The organism is Bacteroidota bacterium (assembly GCA_030706745.1).
GTDB lineage: Bacteria > Bacteroidota > Ignavibacteria > Palsa-1295 > Palsa-1295 > PALSA-1295.
In genome coordinates this window covers 426,146-451,673 of sequence record JAUZNX010000001.1, presented here as the reverse complement: position 1 = coordinate 451,673, position 25,528 = coordinate 426,146, and the positions used below count along the sequence as shown (strand labels likewise).

15 protein-coding genes are annotated in these 25,528 nt (G+C 52.5%); 9 read left to right on the top strand and 6 right to left on the bottom strand.

Annotated features, from left to right (window positions below):
* Positions 1-13: 13 nt before the first annotated feature.
* Together Q8902_02000 and rsmI are read right to left on the bottom strand one after the other, a co-directional pair.
* On the bottom strand, positions 14-1,477 hold the full coding sequence (locus Q8902_02000; protein ID MDP4198324.1) for a hypothetical protein: 1,464 nt from the start codon (positions 1,475-1,477) through the stop codon (positions 14-16).
* Positions 1,478-1,627: 150 nt separating this feature from the next.
* Positions 1,628-2,329, bottom strand: a complete 702-nt coding sequence (gene rsmI / locus Q8902_01995) for a 16S rRNA (cytidine(1402)-2'-O)-methyltransferase (protein MDP4198323.1) — start codon at positions 2,327-2,329, stop codon at positions 1,628-1,630.
* A gap of 191 nt (positions 2,330-2,520) precedes the next feature.
* Between rsmI and Q8902_01990 the strand changes: the two genes are divergently transcribed.
* Both Q8902_01990 and Q8902_01985 read left to right on the top strand, forming a co-directional pair.
* On the top strand, positions 2,521-4,632 hold the full coding sequence (locus tag Q8902_01990) for a T9SS type A sorting domain-containing protein (GenBank protein MDP4198322.1): 2,112 nt from the start codon (positions 2,521-2,523) through the stop codon (positions 4,630-4,632).
* A 31-nt stretch (positions 4,633-4,663) separates the two neighbouring features.
* The gene (locus Q8902_01985; protein MDP4198321.1) at positions 4,664-6,385 is read left to right on the top strand and encodes a T9SS type A sorting domain-containing protein; all 1,722 of its coding nucleotides are present in this window, start codon (positions 4,664-4,666) and stop codon (positions 6,383-6,385) included.
* Positions 6,386-6,450: 65 nt separating this feature from the next.
* On the opposite strand, the gene Q8902_01980 is transcribed toward Q8902_01985, so the two are convergent.
* Entirely contained in the window at positions 6,451-7,146 is a 696-nt protein-coding gene (locus Q8902_01980; protein ID MDP4198320.1) for a hypothetical protein, read from the bottom strand.
* Positions 7,147-7,763: 617 nt separating this feature from the next.
* Between Q8902_01980 and Q8902_01975 the strand changes: the two genes are divergently transcribed.
* Entirely contained in the window at positions 7,764-8,156 is a 393-nt protein-coding gene (locus Q8902_01975; GenBank protein ID MDP4198319.1) for a hypothetical protein, read from the top strand.
* An 87-nt stretch (positions 8,157-8,243) separates the two neighbouring features.
* Positions 8,244-9,764, top strand: a complete 1,521-nt coding sequence (locus Q8902_01970) for a hypothetical protein (GenBank protein ID MDP4198318.1) — start codon at positions 8,244-8,246, stop codon at positions 9,762-9,764.
* 14 nt (positions 9,765-9,778) lie between these two features.
* On the opposite strand, the gene Q8902_01965 is transcribed toward Q8902_01970, so the two are convergent.
* A complete protein-coding gene (locus tag Q8902_01965) occupies positions 9,779-11,608 on the bottom strand; it encodes a hypothetical protein (GenBank protein MDP4198317.1) in 1,830 nt (609 codons plus the stop codon).
* Positions 11,596-13,299, bottom strand: coding sequence for a hypothetical protein (locus Q8902_01960; protein MDP4198316.1), 1,704 nt, complete (start codon positions 13,297-13,299; stop codon positions 11,596-11,598). The genes Q8902_01965 and Q8902_01960 overlap by 13 nt, the downstream gene beginning before the upstream one ends.
* Before the next feature lie 66 nt (positions 13,300-13,365).
* Here Q8902_01960 and Q8902_01955 point away from each other — a divergent pair, with 66 nt between their 5' ends.
* Complete coding sequence (locus Q8902_01955; protein ID MDP4198315.1) at positions 13,366-14,700, top strand: phage portal protein; 1,335 nt, start codon at positions 13,366-13,368, stop codon at positions 14,698-14,700.
* A gap of 20 nt (positions 14,701-14,720) precedes the next feature.
* Here Q8902_01955 and Q8902_01950 read toward each other — a convergent pair whose 3' ends face one another.
* Positions 14,721-15,104: a hypothetical protein gene (locus tag Q8902_01950; GenBank protein MDP4198314.1), complete on the bottom strand. Its 384-nt coding sequence runs from the start codon at positions 15,102-15,104 to the stop codon at positions 14,721-14,723.
* On the opposite strand from Q8902_01950, the gene Q8902_01945 reads away from it, so the two are divergent.
* From Q8902_01945 to Q8902_01930, 4 genes are all read left to right on the top strand, one after another.
* On the top strand, positions 15,105-15,674 hold the full coding sequence (locus tag Q8902_01945; protein ID MDP4198313.1) for an HK97 family phage prohead protease: 570 nt from the start codon (positions 15,105-15,107) through the stop codon (positions 15,672-15,674). It begins immediately after the preceding gene.
* Between the two features lie 61 nt (positions 15,675-15,735).
* Complete coding sequence (locus Q8902_01940) at positions 15,736-17,013, top strand: phage major capsid protein (GenBank protein MDP4198312.1); 1,278 nt, start codon at positions 15,736-15,738, stop codon at positions 17,011-17,013.
* Between the two features lie 134 nt (positions 17,014-17,147).
* Positions 17,148-18,917, top strand: coding sequence for a T9SS type A sorting domain-containing protein (locus Q8902_01935; GenBank protein ID MDP4198311.1), 1,770 nt, complete (start codon positions 17,148-17,150; stop codon positions 18,915-18,917).
* A gap of 34 nt (positions 18,918-18,951) precedes the next feature.
* Positions 18,952-25,452 carry a T9SS type A sorting domain-containing protein gene (locus Q8902_01930; GenBank protein ID MDP4198310.1) on the top strand — a complete coding sequence of 2,167 codons (6,501 nt, stop codon included), beginning with the start codon at positions 18,952-18,954 and terminating at the stop codon, positions 25,450-25,452.
* Positions 25,453-25,528: the final 76 nt, after the last annotated feature.

Here is a 25,528-nt window from a genome sequence, read left to right as displayed (position 1 = left end):
AGATGAGAAACTTCTATTCACCACGACTGCGCGATGGCGCCTGGCGTGTGCTGCCTTCATTCGGTGCTGGCCGAGATACTTCACCGCCGACCGGACGTGGAGGACTGCCACCGGATGGTCGTGCTTCGCCGCCGGAGCGCCGGGCTTCACCTGTTGGACGGGATCCTCCACTCCGCACCCGGCCGCCGGAGGTTCCCGAGCGACCATTGCTCGGCGCCGTTGGCCGATACGATCCATTATTATTCGGTGTATTATTATTGCGTGTGGCGGGTGCGTTAGGCGTAGCACTCGATCTGGTTCCTCCCCAGTTCGGGTTCGAGGATCGAGTACCTGCAGCGTTTGCCGCTTCGGCCTCGGTTCTTCGGATGATGATTACGCGTCTTGGTGTGGCATTCGTCGCGTTCGTGGAAGTACCGGGCGTTACTGCGGTTGCCGGAGCTTGCTTTGGAGTTGCATTACTCACAGGCCCGCCGGTGCCGGGGTCCACGACGTGGACCGGATCACTCCGGTTTGCAGCTCTCTCGGTTACGACTGTTTCATTGGCAGTCGCTGCGTTGGCATTTGCATTTGCGTTCACCTCAGCAGCATTCTGGGTGGCCGGGGTTGCATTCGACGCGTTTGGATTGACATTCGTAACGCGCTCGCGCACTGGTGTCCCAGCGGCCTCATTTAGGTTTGCACCGGCTGGAAGCCGTACTTGAACGAGAGGGTGCGGCTGTGTTCCGGGTCCGGTCGTTTCGCCGGCACGACGCTCTCCGGTATTGATGCGGCCATAGTGTGGTACGCGGCCCCCTTGGGTTCTGCCATAACCATCAGTGTTGTAGTAATGTCGATGCCCGTACCCACCGCCATACCCATAACCATAGTACGGGTTATAATACCCGCCATAGAATGGTGAATAACAATCGTAGAGCGGAGGATAAAATCCAGGATAGCCCCAGGGATCGTAATATCCACAATAGGGGCGATAATACCATGATGGATAGTAACCGTAATCGTACCACGGACTATACCATGAATGATAACCCCAGTAGGGATAGCCAATAATGATCGATACTACCGCGCGGGGATGCACAGGTCCCCAATAGTCATACGGTTCATAGCCGCCGTAATAATTGTTGATGATGGTCTCGGTCGCATTTGTCGGCTGGGAATCGTTCGTGGTGTAATCCGCACGCGTGCGTTCCGTGATGAACATCGTATCGCCCTTCATCACCGTATCATACTCGACCTGCGGCGTAGCCTGCACCTGAGGCTGCGTTACAGCCTGAGATTGCTGCGTAGGCTGAGGTTTTTGAGCGACCTGAAGTGTGTCCGATCGTTGCGGCGCCGGTTTTCGATGAACCGGGCCGGTATAGCCGTAATAATCACCTCGATCGGTTGCGAGTTGCGTGTAACAGCTGGTAAGGAGGCCTGTCGTGAGGAGGAGAAGCCAAATCGGGATTACCAAGGATCCCGTGAACAAGGTTCGTTTCATAACGGTGTTATCAATGCAGCATGTGACTCTTCTAACGCAAATCTAATCATTTCGTGACGCGAAGAATCTGACATCAGCGTTAATTCGGGTTAATAGCTGGTGCAACAAGGTTTTTCTCCGATTTTTCGAGTGGAGGATGACGGAGCGACTCTAGGAGTCCGAATCTTCAAAACCCTTAGGGGCAGCTTCCAAAATGACAACGCACTCCCCCTTGACCTCATTCGGAAAGTGCTCGGCAAGTGTTGCGGAGACTTCGGCAAGTGTGCCGCGCAAAAATTCCTCGTAGTGCTTCGTCAACTCTCTGGCGAGCGCCACTTGACGGGTTGCGCCACACGCTTCGGTGAGTTCATTCAGCAACCGCTTAATTCGGTGCGGCGATTCATAGATCACAACTGTGCGGTCCTCGCGGGCAACGGCGGCGATTCGCTTCTTGCGACCTTTCTTGAGCGGCAAAAAGCCTTCGAAGGCGAAGCGAGTCGTATCCATGCCACTTCCGGTCAGGGCAGCAATCGCTGCGCACGCGCCGGGGACCGGCACAACGTCCACGCCAAGCCGAATGGCCTCCTTCACAATCGCCCATGCAGGATCGGAAATTCCGGGTGTACCGGCATCGGTGACCAGCGCAACGGATGCGCCGCCAACAAGATCTTCGGAGAGTTCTGCAGCGCGCGACCGCTCGTTCATTGAGTGATAACTCACTAACCGCTTGGGTCGCACGCCGTGGCGCTCGAAGAGAATGCGCGCGTGCCGTGTATCCTCACATGCGACAATATCGGCTTCACCGAGTACGCGGATGGCGCGCAGTGACAAGTCTTCCAGATTTCCGATGGGGGTTGCGACGAGGTAGAGCAAAATAGAATTACAGTTGTGAATTAGAAAAATACGAATGAGAGTCCGGCACGATGAATTCCCCACTGTATTTCTTTGGGCACGACTTTCTCCCGCAGCAGGTTCATTTCGCGATATTGTATCGCATGCGTTTGCATGCATGAAGATGCAGCGCAACCCAGTATTGTGCGCTACTAATCACAAGGAGTCGGTCTATGCTCCCACGGTCTCGGTTTCTCGCGGTTGTGCTCTTCGTATCTCTTGCAACGAGTAATGTCATCCACGCACAGCAGCTCGTGATGAATCAGTTCGTCGGCGCGACAGTAAACGGTGGTCAGGGGCTTCTCACATTTTATAAAGGTAATCCGGCCAACAGGGAGCTACTCTCTTTTCATGGTATGTCCTTCCTGACGGTTAATGTTGAGAATATCTATTACAGCAATAGTCCATACGGGGGGCAAATCGGCTCGACTGTACATCCGATTGATGTGCAATTGATGAATGGCACGACCTCGAAGATCCAGGATACGTTGCGGACGGTCTGGAAAGAGAGTGGCTTTGACATTGTCCAGGATGCGTATCCTGTGGCCTTCACAACCAGTGGCGTCATTGTTTTGAGTGTCAAGATCGTCAATCACACATCCACGCCACTCACGACGGCCGCGCAGTTTCTACTCGATAACATGAACAGCAATGCCAAGACCAGCAATAGGCTGCAATCGGCAAATGATAATCCGTATCTGATTCAACGATACGGGTACACCCGAAATTGGCAGGACTGCCCGCCGAGCTCCTTACCGAGTTTCTTTCTGTCGTTCGAGTTTCCGCCAGATTCGATGGGTGCCGGGACGATTGGGATCGGTTATCTCAACGATTCCTTCCCACCACAGCCGCTTGGCCTCCTGCCGCTCTCCATGGTCGAGTTTGGCGATTGGCGCGTTCAGACCGACTACACGTTTGGCCTGCCCAATCCAGGAGACCGTACACAATTCACCGATCTGGCAACGCTGCTGATCGGTACGTCATTCTCGGCTCACGCATTCGAGCCGGGCGTGAGCGACAGCGTGACGGAGATCATGCGGACGGCCTATGGGACGCAAGAGTTTAGCATGTGCTTTGGCAGCAAACTTGTTGACATCAATTTCTTTCCGAGGCATGTCGGCTTTGACAATGTACTTCATCGGTTCGTGCCTAATCCTTTTCGGGTCTCTTCGTTTGTGTATAACATCGACACCACCACTATCACAGGACTGCAAGAGACTCAGTATGCCCCTGGACTTGCGATTCTTGGAGGAGCCACCCAAAACGGATCCGCTGTAGCGCGCGGTACCATGACCACATTCGGTTGGTTCGATTCTGTTTTTTTCCACGACACGACCATCAACATCTCCTTTGGTTTGGATGGGACCGGGCTTTCGCAACCGGTCATCTTTGGCGATTGCACCGGGAGTATCCTGATCGATGGATTTGGCGGTCCGCTCAAAGCGAAGCCCGTCACCAACATCACCCAACGCACCGACAGCTACGATGGCAGCGAATGCAATACAAAGAAGACCGACATTCTGATTGTTGATACCGCAAAGCCCCGGGTCGGCTTTAAGAGGATTGCTCCAGTCAGCGCCACGAACATGGCAATAGATTTTGGAACGCTACTCCCACCAATTTACGATTCCGTACGTGCGCAGATCGTAGTCCTGGACTCGATGCAGGATGGCCAGATTGTCATCAGCATCACCGACACGCTCGGCAACGAAACGCTCGACACGTTCCGCTATTGCACGATTCCGGACAAGACAAAGCCGCTCTTTTGGCAGTATCTATACCCTGACAGTTCTTTCTTGTTTGCTGTCAAGATCTCCGACTTTCAAGCGTGGGATCGCGGGCTCGATTCCATCGGAATCGTTAGTGTGCAGAATTTGGTCGTCGATCAGATTCCCGTTCGCGGTCTGTCCAACGTGATCATCTCAGGGCACCCGGTGGATAGCAGCGCCGCCTGGACGGTCTGTCTTGCCGCCATTGATCTGGCCGGCAACCGCAGCGACACCTGCTTCTCTTCTGCGCCCGCCAACGTCAGCGAATCAGAACGAACCAGTGCGAAACTGAAGATCTACCCCAACCCATCCGCCGATCTTTTCACGATCGAGCTACCTTCATCCCTCATCCTTCATCCTTCATCCTTGAATGAGGCAGCGGTGCTCGATGTTTTGGGTCGCACCGTCGCACAATTCCTGGTGCAGGGCACGGCAACATTCGATGCGAGTGCATCGCCTTCGGGAACATACATTGTACGCGTGGGCGGGATGAGCGCGAGAATAGTTAAGGAGTAATTATTTGAATACGAAGTTTAATCTTTTATTGGTGGCAGTTCTGCTTTTTCTGGCGGCGGATGCGCACGCACAGGCATTCGTGACACAGAACAAGTTCGTTGCCGCACTCGTCTATAGTGGAAGTACCGGCAAGGTCACATTTACGCAGGTCGTCAATGGCAAGGCGGTTGTTGCACAGGGAGCGCACGCGCTATCGTTTCAGGATTACTCGTACCTGAGCATCATGGTGAACGGTCAGTATTGCACGAACAACACCGTGCCACAGCCGACACTGGCCACAAGCCTTCTCGGAGGGGCCTCGCACCTGCTGAAGCCTGACATCAATCTCGATAACGGCACGACCAGGAAGATCAACGATACGATTGAGACAATCTGGCATGAAGGCGGATTCGACATCGTGCAGGATGTGTATCCGGTGGCATTCGCGACGAGCGGTCAGATCGTGCTGAAGGTCAAGGTGATCGATCACACCGGCACGTCTTATGGCGCGCTTGGGCAGTATCTGCTCGATGTTTGCGCCGGCACGAATGACGACGCATACATGCTCGATCAATACACCTACGAGAGCAACAACACCTGGAAGATCTACAACTCTGGATCGCCCATGTACTACATGGGCTTTGAGCATGACACAAGTACAGGGGGCGGCGGCACCGTCGGCGCTGGATACACAACCGATATGTTTGCTCCTGCCCCAATGGGACTCACGGCGTGCTCGGGAATGGTCTTCGGCGATAGCAAAGTCCTCGATACGTACACGTTTGGCGCGCCCGCCGCGCCGGGTTCGAACACCAGCCCAATCGATGCCGCGGTCCTTATGCAATGGCCCTACCTCACCGTGCATGGCAACAACGGCATCGATAGCGTCACCGAAGTTTTTCGGACGAGCTACGGCACGCGTCCGGGCACGACAGTCGACACGACGCCCATGCGTGGCAACCCGGTCATCGCCGTTCAATCGCGCACCGGCAGCTGCGATGGCAGCATCTGTAATGCACGCGTGACATACATTCTTGCGACCGATACCAACACGCCACCGCTTGGATTTGCGGGCGCGACAACCCTCAGCGCGACCAACATGTCGCAGATTATCTGGGCTCCGCCGCACGCCATCAACGTCCTGCCCATTGCCGTGCATGTGCTCGACTCGATGCTGGACGGACAGATTGTCCTCCGCATCGTCGGCAATGATAGCAGTGTTACGCTGGATACGATTACGTATTGTACGATTCCGGATACGCATCCGCCCGTCACCAGACCCGAGTCGCCGGACTATACCCGCATTCACATCACCGATTCCGATGCTTGGGATCGGGGCTTAGATTCGATCTATGTTACTGAGGTACTGAATGTCGTCACAACTCCGACACTTCCGATCGTTGGATCGTGCACTTCTGCGTTCGATGTTACAATCACGCCGAGGGCCAAAGGAAGCTATCATTGCTTGCTCCATGCGGTCGATTGCGCCGGTCATTCCTCTGTACTTCCGATCATGGTCGATTTCGGCGAAGTAAGCTCCAGTGAAGTAACCTCATCTATCCTCCACATTCATCCCAACCCCTCAGCCGACATCTTCACGATCGATGTAGGGCAAGCGTCCCCGCTTGCCCAGGCCGAGGTGCTCGATGTTTTGGGTCGCACCGTTGCGCGATTTTCCGTGCAGGGCACAACGACGTTCGATGCCAGCACTTTGCCTGCGGGGACGTACATCGTGCGCGTGGAGGGAATGAGCGGGAGAATGGTGAAAGAGTAAAATTAGAACCCCCGCCTTTTGAAGGCGGGGGTCATCGTCCACGATGAGGGGTTGTTGACCGATGTTCATTGCCTGATGGTCAGCACGTTCGAAGGCGCGCCGGGACTTGAGAATCGCCAGAGGGGATAGGAGCGATCGAAGTAGACGCCCGTGACCGGATTGTATGCGACCGCGCGCACGCGCATCCCGACGATAGCATCCACGAGGTCGGATGAATCGAACCACGCAAACCAATGATTGCCGGTCACACGCTGGACGAACGAGCTATAGGCCCATACGCTGAAGAGTGAATCGGGTTCGCCGGCATGACGAATCTCAAAGCCGAGCGCCGCGCCCTCCTCATCGGGCATGGTCGCATATAGTCCCAGTCCCCCGCGCCGTGAGCCAACAATCGAATCGAAGACGGGTTGTACGGTCGGCGCTTCACCAAGCACAAGTTGCATCGAGTCCACCGGAGCAAGCGCGTGGCCGGTTGCATCGGCAGCGAGCGCTGTGCCATAGCCATCTTTCGCGGCAAACAGGTTGTAATCGTCCATTGCAATATTCTTGAATATCCAGTGGCCAGTGGTGTCTGCGTGAACATAATAACCGCCGCCGTTGATGGTCAGGACAGAAACAGTGACATCACGATACGGCATCGGCACCCGCACACCCGTCAAGCTCACCAACCGGACAGAACCGGCGAGACTCATTCTCGGTCCGACATAGGGCGTGTCCACCCCCGACTCGCAGCCCGCACCCAGCACGACGATACAAATCATGATTGGTCGAACAGACCAACGCGACACGATGCGGAGGTACGCCTTGACGAAGAACGCCCAGCGGCGACACGCCCTGGCGAAGAACGCCTTGCGGAAGCATGAAGACAAAAGCATAGACGAATAATTGCGAAGTGGAGAATGAACGCCGGGCAAAGAAGGGCGGTGCCGAAAGCCAAATAGTGGCGAGCGTTCACGCGGAAGATTGGCGTTCAATTCCGTGGTGCCTAAAGTAGCACTTGAAGAATTATGGCTAAGTCATTACGGCATATTAAGATGCGCTACAATAACAATGAATCGCGATGATTGATTTATAAAATAAATTATGAATTCTAAGGATTAGTATATAATTATTTGATGTCGTTGCAACACCGAGACCCTCGAACAACGTTGTAATAGATGGAAGGGGTACTCATTGATAATGACATCAGAGCAAGAAAGAAAATGGCATATCCTCGCCAGAGTGGCGATGGCAAAATTGCGGAAACGAACAGTTTTGCCAGACTTTGACACGAGACGAGACTATCCATCGGTAACCGATCGCCGTCGGTCATCCCAGTACAATGGCATGCAGGACGATCATCGCCATCCAAGTTTTTTCATTTAACTTTTTGCTAATTATGAGAAACGTTGAGAAGCTATATGCCGACAATCACTACCACGCACGTTCCAACCGGCCGCTTTCGCCATCGAGCGGATTCTCGAACGAGTACGATCCTGACGATCCGGAGCTCGATTACGACGATCCGGAGTTCGATTATGATATTTCGGAATTCGATTATGACGATCCCGAACTCGGCGATCTCTTCCTGGATACACCCGACCCATTTCGCGATGAGTCCGACCTCCGGTTCCTTCGCGATTTCATTCTGAGCTGCGCGCTCTATGTCGAAGAGCTCGAAAGCGCGCTCTGCGACCGCTCGGATAACTTCTGGGAAGCCCGCGAGCATGCTTACCGAATCATCACATCACTCTTGATCGATGTATTTCGATATGAGATGGCGGGCGATTAACCTGCGGTGGAAAGGCAAGCTCCAGCTTGCCCAACAGAGATTTGTTCGAACAGGGGCGAGCTGGAGCTCGCCCCTACACCTCAGAGTATGTCCCCACTTGAATTCTCAAAAGACCTCGGCGTTGTGCCGTGGTCCAAAATAACTGAAATCTTAGATGCTGTTGGCACGGGCCAGCGAAAGACGCTGGTCCGAAGCTGCAACGGCGCTGGCAAGACTACCACGCTTGCCGCAATCTGTAACTGGTATTTCTCAACGCACGACAATTCGATCGTGCTCACGACAGCATCATCCTGGACCCAAGTAAGAAGGAACCTCTGGGGCGAAATCCGCAAGCAGGCGCGGCACGGAACGCTCTATGGCATCGAGGATCGAAAGCCGCGCGACGAATCGGGCAAGTTTGTCAAGCGCGACTTCGACGGCAATCCGTTCAAGATCACTGAGACGTGCATCAAGCTTTCGGATAAGCATTTCATGCTCGGGATTGCGCCGGATACGCCAGAGAACGCGCAAGGCTTCCATGCCGAGCATGTGCTGATTGCGATCGATGAAGCTACGGGCGTCTCGCGCGAGATCATCGATGCCCTCATGGGTAACCTGACTGGCGTGGACGCGCAGATCGTTTTGATCTGCAATCCGATCAACATGCAGTCGTTTCCATTTGAGGCGGAGCAGTCGGGCGACTGGAAGGTGATTACCATTTCCGCGTTCGAACATCCGAATGTTGATGAAGGTAGAGAGATCATCAAAGGCGCGGTCACGCGAAAGTGGATTGAAGATCGACTGAAGGCGTGGTCGTATGAAGTGGAGGCTCCGGTTGCGAATAACGTCTTACGAATTACAAATGAGGCTCGGGATTCTATTCGTCATTCGTCATTCGCAATTGACAATTCCGTTTATGTTCACTGGCTGAATAAGTGGTTTCGCAAGACTCCCATCATTGCCGCACGCATCCTGGGCGAGTGGGCGGATACCGAGTCAGAAGGCTTTATCAGCATGGAGTTGATTCAACGAGCTGCGATGGGAGCCATAGGGCCCATAAGTCCTGCAGCGGCTTCCCTGAAGGTAATGGGCGTGGATGTTGCCAGAAGTGGTTCGGACTCCACCGTGTTCGCGTATTTCGATGGTCCGAAGCAATTGCCGTTCGAGACGTTTCAGTACCAGGACACCATGCAGACCGCGAACAAACTCAAACAACGTTATGAGGAGGGCTGGACGATTATCGCTGTGGATGATACCGGCATCGGCGGCGGCGTGACAGATCGACTGCGCGAGATGAACGTGCCCGTGCTTGCTGTAAATTTCGCACAAAAGGCCCGTAGCTTTCTGGGACCACACAAAGAGCTGGCCAATGCGCGAGCGGAGATGTACTTTGTACTCGAGCAGGACATCCGAGATGGGTCGGTGCAGCTTCTGAACATTGCATCATTTCATCGCGAGCTTGCTGCAGTGCGCCTTGGCTTTTCCGAGAACTCGACGGCCTATCGCATGGAAGACAAAGACCTGACACGACAACGACTGGGTCACTCACCCGACCGTTCGGATGCAACAGCACTCGCCCGATATGCGCTACACTTGAAAAAGTATGAGACCCGTCGGATGCTGCTCTGAAGGCTCAGGTCACACTACCACATACATTCGACCGGATGGCCGATGAGCGGATTGATTCCGATGTTGCGCGTAAATGCCGATGTAATATCTCGATAATGATGCGAGGACGTATCGACGAGCACGTTGAAATCATAGACGACCTCCGAGATTGTCGCGACTGGTCGATAGCCGCTCGCAAGCGCTTGCTGCGCGAGCCGTGGATAGCCACCCTGCCCAATCAGTCCATGCCCCCAGCGAATGATCTGACGGCATGTGTCGTGACCATGTAGCGGATCGGCTGGCCGCGCGAGCTCGACCGGAATAAAGAGCACATCTGGCCGGGCGCTATCGAGATACCGAAGCACATCATTCGTCGTTCTCGCACGAGCGATTGCAGTCGTGTTCAGACCCACGAAGTCAATGTGCTGAAAGTTGGCATAGTACGGCAGGATTCCGGCATCACCAGTAGCCAGTGAAATTGCTTCGTGATTCGGAATGCTCTCGAGTATTGGAACGACGCGCATCGCGTGTTGCTCGTAACTGGTATCCCAATTGATCCACATCCATCCACCACGGACCGTGAGAGACCATGCAATATGCAATAGCACGAATGCTCCGAGTGCCGATGGGACCAGCCAGCGACGGACCCCCGGCTTATTCTGTCTTGCCAAAACGATGGAGGAAGCTGCCGCACTTAGAACGATCAACATCGCTTCAATGGAATTGAAGAAGCGATAGTAGTTCGGCATCATGACCTGCGAAAACACATAGAAACCGCTCATCAAAACGACCCACAGCCCGGCCACCAGAAGAACCCGGTACTGCGCGAGAGCAACAAACGAGAATCGTTCTCGGAGCATTGCACGCAATGATATCCACAGCACATAGAATGCGGGCAACGCAAGATACCATGAACGCAAATAATAGGCAAAGACCATTCGGCGGCCCGGACTCCACGTGTGATTCGGATTGGCTTGCGAGACCTTTACATAAAAGGAATTCGGAAGCAGATCGCCGAAATACCACAGCTTCCATGCTGCATAGAACAGTAATGGAAGCACAAAATAGAATACCGCTGGCGCGAACAACCGTGATAAACGTGTTTCATAATCGGTGCGACCGTGCCAGTAATTTATGGCGAAGAGAATCGCGCCCAGGATCGCACCCTCGGGTCGCGTTAGTGTCGCGAACGTTGCAAATATATACGGCAGCCGCGGCCGATCGCATGTTGTGATTGCCAGCACAATCCACATCGTGAAGAGGCTGGTTTCCATCCCACTGTAGGCATTGATCCACGTCAGTGGATCGAGTAGAAAAAGTGTGGCGGCGAACAGACCGATCCATTGGGCACTAAGACCTGTGGGACCACTTGGACCAATTCGTCTGACAAATCCAGCGACCTTCAATCTGGAAAGAGCAATCGCAGTAATGATGACAGCGATGACACAAAGCGCCTGCGAGATGATAAGAAGGTCCGCGCCAATTGCGCTGAATGGGGCGAGTAAAAGCACGAACAGGAAATTCGTATATCCTTCCGTATGCGGCCCTCCGGGATTCCAGACGATGCCAAACCCATGCGCGATATTTGCGGCGTACCGAAAGGTGATGTAGGTATCATCGAACGGGAAATGCATCCGAGCCGGCACCCAGATCGCAGCGATGATAAGTCCGACCAAGGCAACCAGGATTGATGAACGCCGAGTGATAGATGGCGGTACGCGCATCGGCGTGGTTGCTGTGGTGCGGGATTCGTCCAGGGGCATCGTCATCAGAGTTGCATCATAGAACGCACGTTTGTCATCATTCGTCCATGTGCTTGCCACCAAGCGACCCGCCGATTCGAAGAATCCGATTATCGGAGACAATCCGGCACCGGCAGAAAATCGGAATCGTGACCGATGCGTGGCACAAGCGTCTGCACTATATCGTGATAGTGCGGCGAGCGGGTGTCGGCGAATACATCGAGATCGTAGACTGTCTGGGGGATCATGACGATTGGCTGATATGCATTCGCAACGGCAGCGGCTTCCAGCGCCGGGTAGGACCGCCCGATTGGGCCATCGCCCATGCGGATAATCAGTCGGCAAGGGTTGTCTGTGGCAGTATCGGCGCCCAGATGCGGAAGGTTCAACGGTATGACGATCAGATCGGGCCGCGATTGCATGATGAAACGGATCACTTCCTCTGCGGAATGTGCATGGGCAATGGCAGTCGTATTCAATCCGATTGGATCGATATGCTGAAGTCCTGCAAAATATGGAATGCGTCCGGCATCGCCCCAGGCCAGGGAGATCTTCTCGTGATCCGGTATGGTACGAAGCACCGATGCGACGCGTGTATAGCAGCTCAAGTACTCATTGGTGCGCAGGAAATAGGAGAGACCTCCGCGAAAGTAAATGGACCATGCGATATGGCAGGCGAGCAAACCAAGGAAGATCGCCGCGCTCGCCCGATTGCGATATCTCTGAAACGCAACACCGGCAAGCACAATCAGCATCGCTTCAATCGAATTTGTGAAGCGTTGATATTCCGGTTGAATCAGATGCGAAAACAAATAGAAAATGCTAAGTAGTACGATCCATGCTGTCGGAATCAGCATGACCGAGGGTACTCGACGGTCGCGGATACACACTCGCAACCATGCCAGCGCTGCAAGAACGACAATGATCCACATACCGGCATACGCCCGAAAGAGCGTACCCAAACCCGGAAGCTTTCCTACATCCGGTCCCTGCGGTTGCGCGACTTTAACATAAAACGAATTTGGCAGCAGATTGCCAAAGTATGAGTATTTCCAAACCGCGTAGAGCGCCAGGGGCAGGCCGAACACATAAAAGGCATTCCGAAGATTGGCTTGGCCACCACGAGACTCACGAGCTCCGCCAGTTCCAGATACCTTTGAAGCAGATCTATCTTGCAAGATCTTTGCTGCGAGCAGGATGACGCCGAACAGCGCTCCTTCCGGCCGGGTGAGACTTGCCAGCGTTGCAAAAACAAATGGAAGCAGTGGGCGCCCCGCGGTTGCTACTACCAGCACGACCCACATCGTAAAGAGGCTCGTCTCCATGCCGGAGTGTGCATTGAACCAGGTGAACGGATCGAGAAGGAAGAATGCCGCCCCCAGTATGCTGCTCGATAGCTTGGGTTTCGGGGATTCGCTCGAACTGCGGCCTGGGGAATCCTTAAGGATGAGCCGCCCAACTGCAATCGCCGAGGTAATTACAGCTAGAACATTTATCGCCTGCGCCACGACTACCAAGTCTAAGCCCAATGCACTAAATGGTGCGAGCAGCAAGACATACAGAAAATTTGTGTAGCCTTCAGTGTGTGGGCCGCCCGGATTCCAGACGATGCCAAACCCATGCGCGATATTCGCTGCGTACCGAAATGTGATGTATGTATCATCGAACGGAAATCGCATGCGGAAGGGCCACCAGCATGCGGCAATAGCGAAACCTGCGCACCCAATGATGATTGATGAACGCCGGGTGATATATGGCGGCACACGCATCGGGGCGGCTTCCGTGGTTCGGGATTCGTCAAGGGGCATTGTCATCAGGGTTGCATAATAGAACGCACGTTCGTCAATATTCATCAAGCTTCACTCATCACTTTTTTATCTATGAATTTAACAATCGGAAAATACTCCCTTGCGATATCGCGCGGTGAAACACGCAACGCGATGCGTGCTCCTGGTCAGGAACTTGGTGCCAGCCGCGCCAGCCCGGCCGAAGTCCCCGTTCTCGTTAGCATGGACCAGCCGCGATCCTCATTTATTACGAATCCATGGGATCATCCGCGGCAGAATATCCAGCTTATTCGCGAGACTGTCTCGGCATGCATGCACGCCCGAAGCGAGGCACTTTCGAAAGGCCGATTTCATGCGTATGCGATTGATAATGGAACGCGTATAGTGGATACCAGGAAATCGAGCTATCCACTTTCAACGATTCACTCTCCGCTTCCCAGCAATCATCCGCTGGAGCGGTTACTCCAGAATCCGAACCCACTGTTCGATTTTTCGGATATGCTGGAGCTCTCGAGTCAGTGGCTCGATGCAACGGGCAATGCGCTGTGGCTGAAAGTTCGGAACGGACATGGGATAGTCACCGAGTTGTGGCCGGTCGCGGCGCTTTCGTTCATCATTGAACGCGGAAACGATCAACTGCCCGCGGCCTATCGCTTCCTGCCGGCGAACGTTACAATCCCCGCTGGCGATATCATTCACATTCGCCGCGCCGATATTCGCAGCGCACCTTTTCTCGGTCATGCGGTGCTTAGTGATATTCTTGACACAGCCAAGGCTGAGACAGCCGTGCGGCTGTTTCAATCGCGCTTCTTCGATAATGATGCGACGCCCCGGGCAGTGCTGCGATGGCCGGCGGGTGCAATGATGACACAGGAGCAGATGGACCAGGTCCGTGCCGGATGGGAAGCGAAATATGCGACGCCGCTGAACGCCGGACGCATTGCCATCCTGCCCGATGGCGGCGAGGTACAGCTACTGGCTCCTGGCTCGAAAGAACTCGACTTTTCGAAATCGAAGAAGGAACTTCGCGATTCGATTCGCGAAGCGTTCAAAGTCCCGCAAATCGTGCTCGGCGATGTCGAAGGTGTGAATCTGGCGAATGGTGAGACGAGCTATATGATCTTCATGCGCGATGTCGTGGACTATTCCCTCGCCAAACATGCTCGTGCATTCACACGTGCATTGGCGCCGGACTTCCCCACGGGCAATATTAATTCCGGCACCTCTACATCCATTATCATTGAGCATGAATCGCTGGTACCTGAGACCGAAGAGCATTTTATGACAAGAGTCTCCGAACTCAAACAAGCGATGACGGTCGATGAGCAACGGGCCTTGGTGAACTTGCCACCCTTACCCAATGGCAAAGGGAAGGTATTTCTGCTCGGTTCTGAAGTAGTCGGGGAAGACTGGAAGACTATTTCATAGGATCGAACGAATCTGAGAATTTAGGTAGCGCCCAACACGGCGATCGCCTTTTCGGTAGCTTCCGATTCCGTGGCTCCGCCCAACTCCATCGCTTCGAAATAAACTCGCAGAGCGTGCGCCTCCTGGCTGAATCGATCGATTGCTGCCAGCAGTGCGGCGCGCACAAGCTCCAGTTCTTCCTCACTCGATGTCTGCCAACGCTCGCCATCGGCGAAATGCAGAAAGACTTCCTGAAATGCTTCCGGTCCTTCACGGCGCGCACCGGCCCGGATGAGTCCATACAGCATCCCGGCAAAGATCTCGATGTCGTGCCGATCGATCGTACTGGCATCGGCGTGTGTGCTCGCCTCGCCAAGCGTGGTCGATAGGATGCGTTCGCGAACTAAATCTTCAAAATTCCTCACATGAATATAACCAACATCATTTCAAAACAGGTCACGGATCGTCCTCGATCGTTTGTCGATCCCGATCAACTCGATCTCTTCGAATCAAAGGACTTCACAGTGACTACGCAAAATACTCGTCAGCGTTGGCTCAAAATGGCGACCGGCGATGTCGATCGTGCCGGCGACATCCTCGTCCTCGCAGGACTCGAATCCACCAACTTCCTGAAGAACCCGCAATTTCTTTGGCAACATGGCGCATCGGGCGCACTGGTGAACACGATTGGAAAGGTCTTAGAGCTAAAGACCACTCAGACCGCTCTCTTTGCGCTGGTCGAGTATGCGCCGGCCGACACCAACTCACTTGCCGAACAAGTCTTCCAAATGGATCTGCTCGGACTGCTGCCCGCAAACTCGATCGGCTTTCGACCCATCGAGTGGGAAGCCAATGACTTTGGCGGACATACCTTCACCAAATGGGAGCTGATCGAATGCTCGAAAGTCGAGCTGCCGATGAACCCACAAGCCGTCGACAATACCAAAGCCTATTCCATTGAAGAGGCTGCCGTATGGCTGCTTGCATCAGACTAGCTCACATCGCTTCAAAAGTATCCCTGCACTCTCCACAATCTACATTCCACAATTATCTATTATGACAATCAACGAACCCACCAACACCCTGACTGCCACGCGTGACGAACTCTCCACCCTGATCGATAAAGCCCTCGACCACAAAATCAAAGCTCTACCCGATCGCTCTGCACTAGCGTCCCTTGGAAACCGGGACATGCTGCGGACATCTGCTTCACCAGAACCGTTGCACACACAGGGCCGTGAACGATATGTGCCGACTGCCAGCCGCGATGGTATCCTGAAGACGTTTCGCTTCTTCAACGCCGTCGCACAGAACGACCATGCTACGCTGCGATCGATTCAACAGTCGTATGAACCCGAATACGTTCGCACCCTTGCGACACAACTCGAGGGTACCAGTTCGTCTGGGGGCTATTTGGTGCCGCCCGAGTTTTACTCGGATGTGCTCTACATGCTCAACGAGTTCGGATTTGCGCGCAAATTCTGCGGGCAGATCCAGATGCGAACCAATGTCCTCAATGTCTCGACCTTGACGGGCAAGCCCTCGGTTGCCTGGACGGCGGAGAATGCCACCATCGCTGCCAGCAAGGCCGTCTTCGGACGCCTCACGCTCACCGCGCAGAAGCTCGCTGCGATCTATCCCATATCGAACGAACTGCTCGACGACGCGAACATCGATGTCTACAAAGCCATCCTGCAAATCTTCGTCGAAGTCTTCGGACAAGAAGAAGATACGCAGGTCTTCCGTGGCACCGGCTCGCCATTCACCGGCATCCTGAACACCAGTAGCGTTGTCACAACCTATCTCGGCGGCTCTTCGACTTCGGGCAAGACGAAGTACACCGACATCACGCTCGATGACCTGATTACTCTCGCCAATTCAATCGGACCGGCACAGCAACGCGGTGCATCTCTTTTCATCGAACAAAACACGCTTACTGATCTGCTGAAGAAGAAAGATTCGCAAAATCGGTACCTCTGGGATTTGGCGCAGAGTAACAACCCGCCGATCCAGGGAATGACCGGACTGCAAGGCGCCGGTGGCTTGACGTTCCGTGGATTCCCAGTTGTTGTGCTGCCCAATGGAATCGTTATCAATGGATATGATTCCGGAAGTCATCCTTCTACTCCATTCGCTGTGTTTGGTAATTTCAAGACGGCCGGAGCATGGATGGGACAGCACGGAGGCATGGAAATGCGAATTTCGTTCGATGCAACTGCCGACGGAGTGAACGCATTTACCAACGACATCCAAATGTTGCGACTCACAGAGCGTGTCGCTTTCGGCGTCGGACAACCCGGCTACCTTGCGGTGCTTTCAACGTCAGCGTCCTAACACTCCTCTCTTCTCCTTTCCCGTACCTGCGGGAGGGGCCGGGGGAGGGTTTTCTAATGAGGTCACAAATTTTTGCCGTACATTTGCGCCGAGGGGGTGTAACCTTTTGCGCTCTCGCGGGTCTTCTTAAGAGTATGAAGCAACGTGCCCTGAGGCGGTCATTGGTGTTGGCTATCCTGATGGCGTTCCTTTTTATAGGAGGGGAGTCCCACGCCCAAAACACGCCGTTCCAAAGTCCCTCGCTTGATTCGAATTGCTATTTCCCGAACATCGGCATGTCGGGCGAGATCGATACGATCTACGGCAACGCCCATGACACGGAAGGCAACTATATCTACGGTGAAGGGCTCGGCGGTTATCTTCATAATCTTGGACCGAAGACCGATGGTTCGTTTGGTAAGATGCTGCTCGGCAAGGGGAATGTAAGTCCATTTGTTGATTGGGAAGAGACTTCAACGGGTTCGAACTTTGATTTACACTCACTGAAGGCAATCGCATTAACCTTGTCGATTGATCCACATGTTCTCCGTTTTGGCCATTTTCGCGATCGTACACATCTCGATCTTTTCGACGAAGATTGGCGGCGCATTTACTGGGCTGATGAAGATGGAAATTATGATTCATCCCGGTTCACTATACTCCAGCCTAATATTTATGGCGATCAAGGAAGTAGCGGCGGAAGTGACGGCATTTTCGATCCTGCTTACATTGCTCACCTTACAAGCGATACCGTTGATGATGTAGTAACGGGCTTTATTACTTTCAATGCCGACCATACAAAAGATTCGCTATACCTTGCTCTATTCAGGGGCGGATCTGGACTCACCCTAAATCGTGTAGCCCACGAGGACACGTCCATTGTAATGCCACCGCCATATATCGGCAACTCACATTATACCCTGCAAGGTGATTTTCGAGGAACAGGCAGAGATGATCTTCTTATTACGGACAATTTACATAATTTATTCTTTTATAAGAATGACTCTCCGTTCTCTTTGGAGAGGTTGCTTCATTCAATCCTGTACGACACTCTTTGGTCTCGCGCCGGCGATCCCAAATGGAGAGATACTACCTTAGGATGGTTGGAGACTTTCACTTCTCTTGCAATGCCAGCGCTGCCCAAGAAGACTAGCGATCGTTCAAGCGATCTGGTAGTTTCGCTTCCCACGACAACAGATAGTAACAATGGTATTTTCATTTTCCGAGGCGGTCCCGATTTCGGCTCGCACCGGATAATGATCGATAGCGCAGCATTTGTTATTACGAAGCCCAAATTTGGATGGACTTATTGGCCGGGCCAGTTTACCGACGCAGGCGATTTGACTGGGACAGGAAATCATGTTTTTTACACATTGGGCGGGGATCAAGGATATGCCGCCCAGACCTTTTACATCACGGGCCGCGCTCTAGACAACAAGATAGATATTTATGATTGGTCAACTGCAGGTGCATTTGGCGACACACTCACAGCTGACAGGGATAGTCTGGAAGATATTTTAATGGGGCTTCCCGGTTATACATCTTCCGACGATTTATCCAATGGCAAGCGAACCGTCGGCTCAATTTGGCTGATGCATGGCTCGACGCAGATTCCGGTACATTTGAATCCACAATTTTCCGATGTCAGGAGCATACCCCTAAAAGATGGCGCGGGCATAAACTTCACTCCGAACCCGGCGACGCACGGATGGAGCGTCGCAACCATCATTTGGCCAGAAGCAGAGAATGCTGAATATGAAGTGTATGATCTTTTAGGTACCGTGGTACAAGGAGGACGGATTCGGATGCTTGGCGGAACCCAGCAGCAGAGGGTTAATTTCTCCAATCTCCTGAGCGGCACATACTTTTTCGTTGTTCACGGTGAGTTGCATGAAGCACAAACGAGACTAACGGTCATGCGATGAGCCAAACACCTCAACCTGTATCTTATCGACTCCAATGAAACGGACATCCAATATTCGATTGCTTTCTATTATGATCGCAATAGTCGTTCCGCTAACGACGATAAAGGTCGAATCCATCAGAGCCCAAACACCGAGACCACCAGTTCCTGATTGGGTGTTCCCATTGGGCGCGCTATCGTTTGGGACTGGTCTTAACGGAACGATAAGTGATTTTAGCGAGGAACTCCTGAAGTTCGGTCTTAACACCTATTTCGATGGTATACCGCTGAATCCGGACCGCAGTCCCCAGCTTCTGACGATTCCTGGAGAAACAGCTTATCTGAATAAGGATATAGACGCTGGTGGGCTCGGTTGGTTTTTTCCGAATGGCGAGGCGTATAATCCGCTGTTCGCAGAATGGGATTTCAATCTCGCCTCGAATGAATCCGGTGATGCTGCTTGGGACTTGCAGTCAAGTTGGAGGCTTCGCACTGGATCACTAAACTCAAATGACGAGTGGTCGATTGGTCCGACGAGCGCTGACCTTAGTTCTCAAGGACATGCCGGCTATTACCTTTGGGGTTTTAACGAACCGACGGGATCGGTTGCGGCATTTACTTCGGGAACGTATAACGCCGGGAATCCAGTCGTCCAAGCACAAACCGATCCAAATTGTCCATTCAGCTTTTGGGTCTGCAATCAAGATGGCACGCAGAGTCAGCCCAGTTGTAGCAATGCATCGTGGAATCCAATGTCTCAAACCAACATCCTGCCGTTCCCGGGCGTGAATTATTCGAACTCTGAAGCGCCTTATTTTTACATCGACTTCGTATCGCGTATCAAGCCATCCGATTATAGCTCAATCACTGATCCAACAACAGAGATTTACGCCCTTGAGATGACCATCTTATGGTCTGATTACTCGAGTAGCGTTACTTATACCTATTCGATCGATGGTGGCCAGAGCTTTACGACGACATCTGGCTCTGGCATGCAATCCATTCCCATTACGATCAATGATGTGTTATATGCGGGCAAGGGCGGAAACTTTAGACCATTGCCCAACGAGAACAAAAATATTCTGAATTTTCCAAGCAACGTGCTTAGCGATCCGACAAAAAACATTACACCTTCGCCATACACAATTAAGCGGATCAAGATTCAAACAAGTGGCAAGACTCCAATCGGAATCGCACTAAACCTAAAAGGCGTCAATGCGCATGGCATTTTTGTTCGCGGTGTCCGTCTGCGCTCAGATTATGCCGATCATTTGTTCAGGGGCGATTTCGATGACCACAACGTGCTCTCTGATGGCGACCAAATTCCCACTTCCGTGAACGGAATTCTTCACTCTATTCATACACAAATTGGCAACAACGGTTGGTCGCATACGAAGGTATTGAAATGCGGAAACGAAACAGGAACTCCATCCTTCCGAGCCTTCACACATTTTAACGAAGCGCTTCGAAAATATTCCAAGGCCCTCGGGGATAAGGTCATTAAGAATTTTTACATGCTAAAAACCGGCGGTCCTCCTGAGTGGCGTTCCGTTTATGAAGATGAGTCGGGCGGTAATCCACCGCCCCCACTGCAAATGGAGGGAATTGGATTTTCGAGCGGCGGATACTGGTACTTTAATACCGGACCATTTTTCTCATACGGAAGTCAAATTGGCGGCCGCCCGGACCATGACTTTAAGACGAGATGGCAAGCATTCAATGGCGGAGCCACATGGACAGGGATTCCCCCTGCTGCACCGGATGCTAATTTTACATACTGGCAAATGGTTACTCCGCTTCTGTTCGCAGGAGATGCAATTCCCTCGGAAGTTAAGAATCATACTAACTTCCTGGAGTTAGGACTCACAATTACCGGCTGGAATTCGGCTAGCTCGATTACAGCCGCGAATCCAAGTGGAACATATGGGAACACTGTCATTCGCGCATCGAGTGACTCAGACGATTACTCCACTTATACCCTGCATTATCAGAATGCAGCGAGAGATATGAGCTTTAGAAATCAATCGGCTGCAAAAGGCTCGTACCCGCAGAATAAATTCCCTCAGCCGAATCAGCCCTCATTGTGGACTTCATTCTTTAGTTACCCATCCACATTTGACGACCAAACACCTTATGCTTCCTGGCCGCTGATTCGCGATGGGCTACGAAAAGTTCTCTACGATGCCTTAAGAAATGGCCAACCACCACCTACCACGTTTACATACGATCAGTTGAATGCCATGAGCGTCCTCCCGACCTGGAGCGCAACTCAAACGTATCTACCAGGTGCATGGGTTATATACCCGATCCCAAATTGTTCGACAGTGTATTGGACTGCCTTGAGCACTAACACGAATACGCCTCCAACTTGCGGAGGTAACTCTTCATGGCAGGCGAGTTCATCGCCGCCCCCTCCTGTTAGTTATGATCCGACCAAATCATATTCAATGGGTGATGTCGTTTATTACAAGGGATGTGGCAGTTTCGTGTATTTTGTCTGCACCCAAGCCGGGACAAATCAAACGCCAGTCTCTGTCGATCAGCATGGGAATTGCCAATTAAGCGCATATTGGCAGCCCACAGAGACAAGTCTTGGTGATTATTTCAGGTTCGGATCAATTGAGCCCCTCACTACCTCCGAGATCCGTGAGGAAACATGGGACTGTTTAACTTGGGGAGCCAAAGGTATCATTTTTAATCCGATCGGGAATGATGGAGGCAGTAACATCGGCTTCTGTGGCAAGAATTTCGAAGATGGCGTTAACAGTGGTTTTGCGGATGTAACCAATGGCGACCAGGTAACTCCGCAAGGCGGCTCGACTTATACTTTTTCCGAATTACCGGGAGTCGCATTTCACCCAAATGACGGTGTTATTCCTCCTATTAGATCATCTTCTGATGACCCGTTAACACATTTCCCAGACCATGTCATTTGGAACGGTGGCGACTATCTTTGGGTACCGACATTGAGCGATTATGATATATATGATGGTCCGTTGGGTAGCAGTAATAAGCTACTAAGTGCTGGAGATCAAGTCGATGCGTTTAGCAACTGCCCGCCCCCAAACAACACCGAAACGAAGCTTGATGCATATGTAAAGGCCATGCAAAATGGGTGGGCTTATTTGGGAACTTACCCGAGTGGAACGGCTGAAGATGGAACAAAAAAGAGCTATTACGCTTCTCGCCCTCAAACCCACTGGAATCCTGGCTGCCAGGGGCCGAGTTGTATTGCTAACAATTGGAATAATTGGGTAGCATTTGATCGAATGCTTGACGCCCACTATCCCTCGCATGGACCACATACTTATGATCCGTGGTGGTATGCTCCTTATTATGCCAATCCAATAGCACCATGGTATTACAACGTCGTTTCCTTGCCGACTTATTACGGTGTGAAAGACCGTGCTGATGGGGTAAAGCGTTCGACGGCGGATATTGCCCCGATAGCATCTGAACTAGCGAAACTGCAATGGATAACCAGCTTCTCATATTCCGATCTGGCCGATAACACACTGCCGAATTATCACTGGGCGCATGGTGATCTTCAGGCAGGACCACATCCTACAGGAGATGGAGTCTTTCCTTTCACTGTCATCCAAAGTCGAAAAGTGGATCGTTCTACATGGCCGCTTGTACCCAAGACAGTCAATGACACTATTAGTGGAACGCTTGTAGATCCCGCCGATTCCATGTACTATAACATCGGAGTATTCCACGATCCTGATGATCCGAACGCAGTCTATGTAACGGTGGCTAATAAACGAACCTGGCCAATAGTCTATAACGCAGATCACTCGATTTCTCGAGTCGATGCAACCGGCCCTGCCTCGATTGGATTACTCGGCGCAATCGACGCTCGCCGTGTAACAGTTCAACTCAAAGGCAGTTGGACCGATTATACTGGGCAAACCAAATCTCCTTCATACCTTTTTGGAACATTTTACACGATTTCTGATCTTCGAGGGAAGAATCTCTTCAAGACGACGAACAATGGAACCTCATGGACATCAGTTGGTCAGGAATATATCGATCCAACTGTAAGTCCATCGGCATTTGGAGTCGATCTCGAACCAGGGGAGGGCACTCTGCTCCGTATCGCACCTGCGACGGGTCTGGTAGTAGGCCGGACGGACAAGTGGCGATACAACAATGGGCATGGAGTTTGCGAAATTACTTCGCAAGGTCCCGGATGCGCGATTGCAAACGACCGTGGGGTTGTCTGGGCTTCGAACGGTTCTATAAATTTCTGTAGAGTCAAACCCGCTGGCAATGGGGACGATGTCTTCCAAACGCTGGCCGGTGGTAATCTCGGTTATCAACCTCAACCGTTGTACACTCCAACCAATTCTCTTCTTGGTCACGATCCAACGATTGCAAGCAAGCACTCCTGGGATGTCCATACAAATACCGTCAACGGTCCAGATACAATTGCAGTCGTCTACTCAACTGATGACTACATCTCTCGCACTACCCCACGGTCAATTACGGTGGTAATCCTTACAAGCACGGATGCTGGCATTTCATGGTCTCCCACCGGGACCGTTCCACTGTCCGATCATCCTGGGTATGGGCATACGTTAGTGCCTGAGGTGACGGGCAATGGACGTGATGTCCTTGCACCTGTTATCACACCGGCAATTGATGGATTTTTGGTCTCATACACTGCTGTGAGCATGCCCTATCGGCGCGCTCCAAATTACCAGATTCATTATTATCAGGGTAATTGGACTGCCACCCCGGTACCGGATTGCCCGATTTCGAGCCAATGCAAAGCTTCCGGTCAGGTCCACTTTGTCACATCTGCTTCGCGCAACGAAGGCCCGCATAATCCAACGTATGAAACGTTTTATTTGGCTTGGGAAGAGGACTTCAGTGGAGGCTCGTCTGCAATCATGGTTGCACCTCTCGAACACTATTTCATGAATGGTCTGACGCCCGAGTCGTGGTTTTGGCTGCCTGCATATCAAATCTCGCAAGGCGTTCGATATTGCTCGAATCACCATCCGTTCATTGCACTCAAGCCAGCTCCTTCCGGTGGGTCTACGCTGCCAATCGTTACGTGGGAAGGTCAGGATACGGCAGGTTGTTCCGGCGGCCAGACGCCGATTGACGCTGTACTTGGCAATCAAGTTACAACATCTCCCGGGCAATCTGCCTTGAATTGTTGGAGTGACGTGAGGCGGGTTCTGATTCGCGAAGAGACGAGTCCTGAGTCATTCAATAATCCTCCAACATTTACGACCATTACTTCTATTGATTCGGAGTTTCACAATCTTCCGCTTCCAATACTGCGTGTCGAGACAAATCTCTGCGGCGGCGTTAGCGGCAATGGACTTTTGGAGGAGGTAGTATTCAATGATACGCTTTCGAACCAAGTCCTTGTCTATCGTCATCAGAGCGACAATTCCTGGCAGTTCAAGCGCCTTGAAGAGTATGCTCAGTGTGGAACGGTGAGCTTGCCTTACGAGCTGGATCCTCCGGGTCCTCCTCCGGCCAATGCTCCGAAGGACCTCGGGTCAATTGCGTACCGCAGCATATCTGCTGACGCGAATGGGCTCTACGCTCAAAAGATCGTTGCCAATCCTCCCGTGGAAACGAAAGTGGATGCATCGCTCATTCAGACGTTCTCAACGGGCAAGTATTGTCAACCGCTCATTCAACAGGCTAGCGACGATATTAAATTATTGATGCGTGTAAATCCCGATTCGACTTTCACAAAACAAGTGAACTGGCTTTATGCGCCTGCGGGAGTGTTCCAGGGTGATTCGATTGACGATTCGACTACGACGATCGTGCAATCACAATGGCCGGTCACGGAAGATACTGTGCGAACAACTTGTTTCCCGACAACCATGGACAGCGCGATCCTCGACATGAAGAGGATTCTTCTTGTCGATACCTCGCAACTCTCGACGCAGCTTCCTGATCCAACTAATTTTATCTCCTACTCCATCGTTATCAAGGACTCAGCAAGCCAACTCGTGAGCCAAGTCCTCGATTCGGCTGTCATCCATGGCCAGGGTGTATTCGGTGGCTCAAATCCGGGAGTCGATATGAATGATACTACTATGATGGGTGTCGGGTATCATATTCAATCCAGGATTTTGCCGACTGCTTCTGGTGTCGGATACATCACGATCATCTGGAACAAGGACACTGGCACCAGTGCGGAGCTAATGCAGCAGCAACAGTTTGGTGGGACGATCACATTGCCTGCACCAAACCCTGACGACAGCACCGCATACAAGAAATCACAACCGCACCCGAAGACCACGACGGCGAGAATCGGTGATCTCAACATCTCAATCCATCCCAATCCAGCAACGACTCGGGTGCTGATCTGTGTCGATGCGCTTCCGGCGGATAATCCATTCATGGCGGAAGTCGTGAGCGCGACCGGCCAGCACATCGCTACGCTTTATGATGCAACACCGGAAGCGGATATCGGGCTGTGCTACACGCTCGATTGCTCTGGCCTCGCCAATGGCACGTATTACGTCCGCGTTGCGAATTCCGTCCTTGGCGGCGTCGTAAAATTCCAGGTCGTGAAATAGAATTCTGTTTTGCCCCGGTTCGTCTTTGGCCCCTTCCCATTGAAGGGGCCAGCGAAAGCTTTGCCCTTTCATCGTT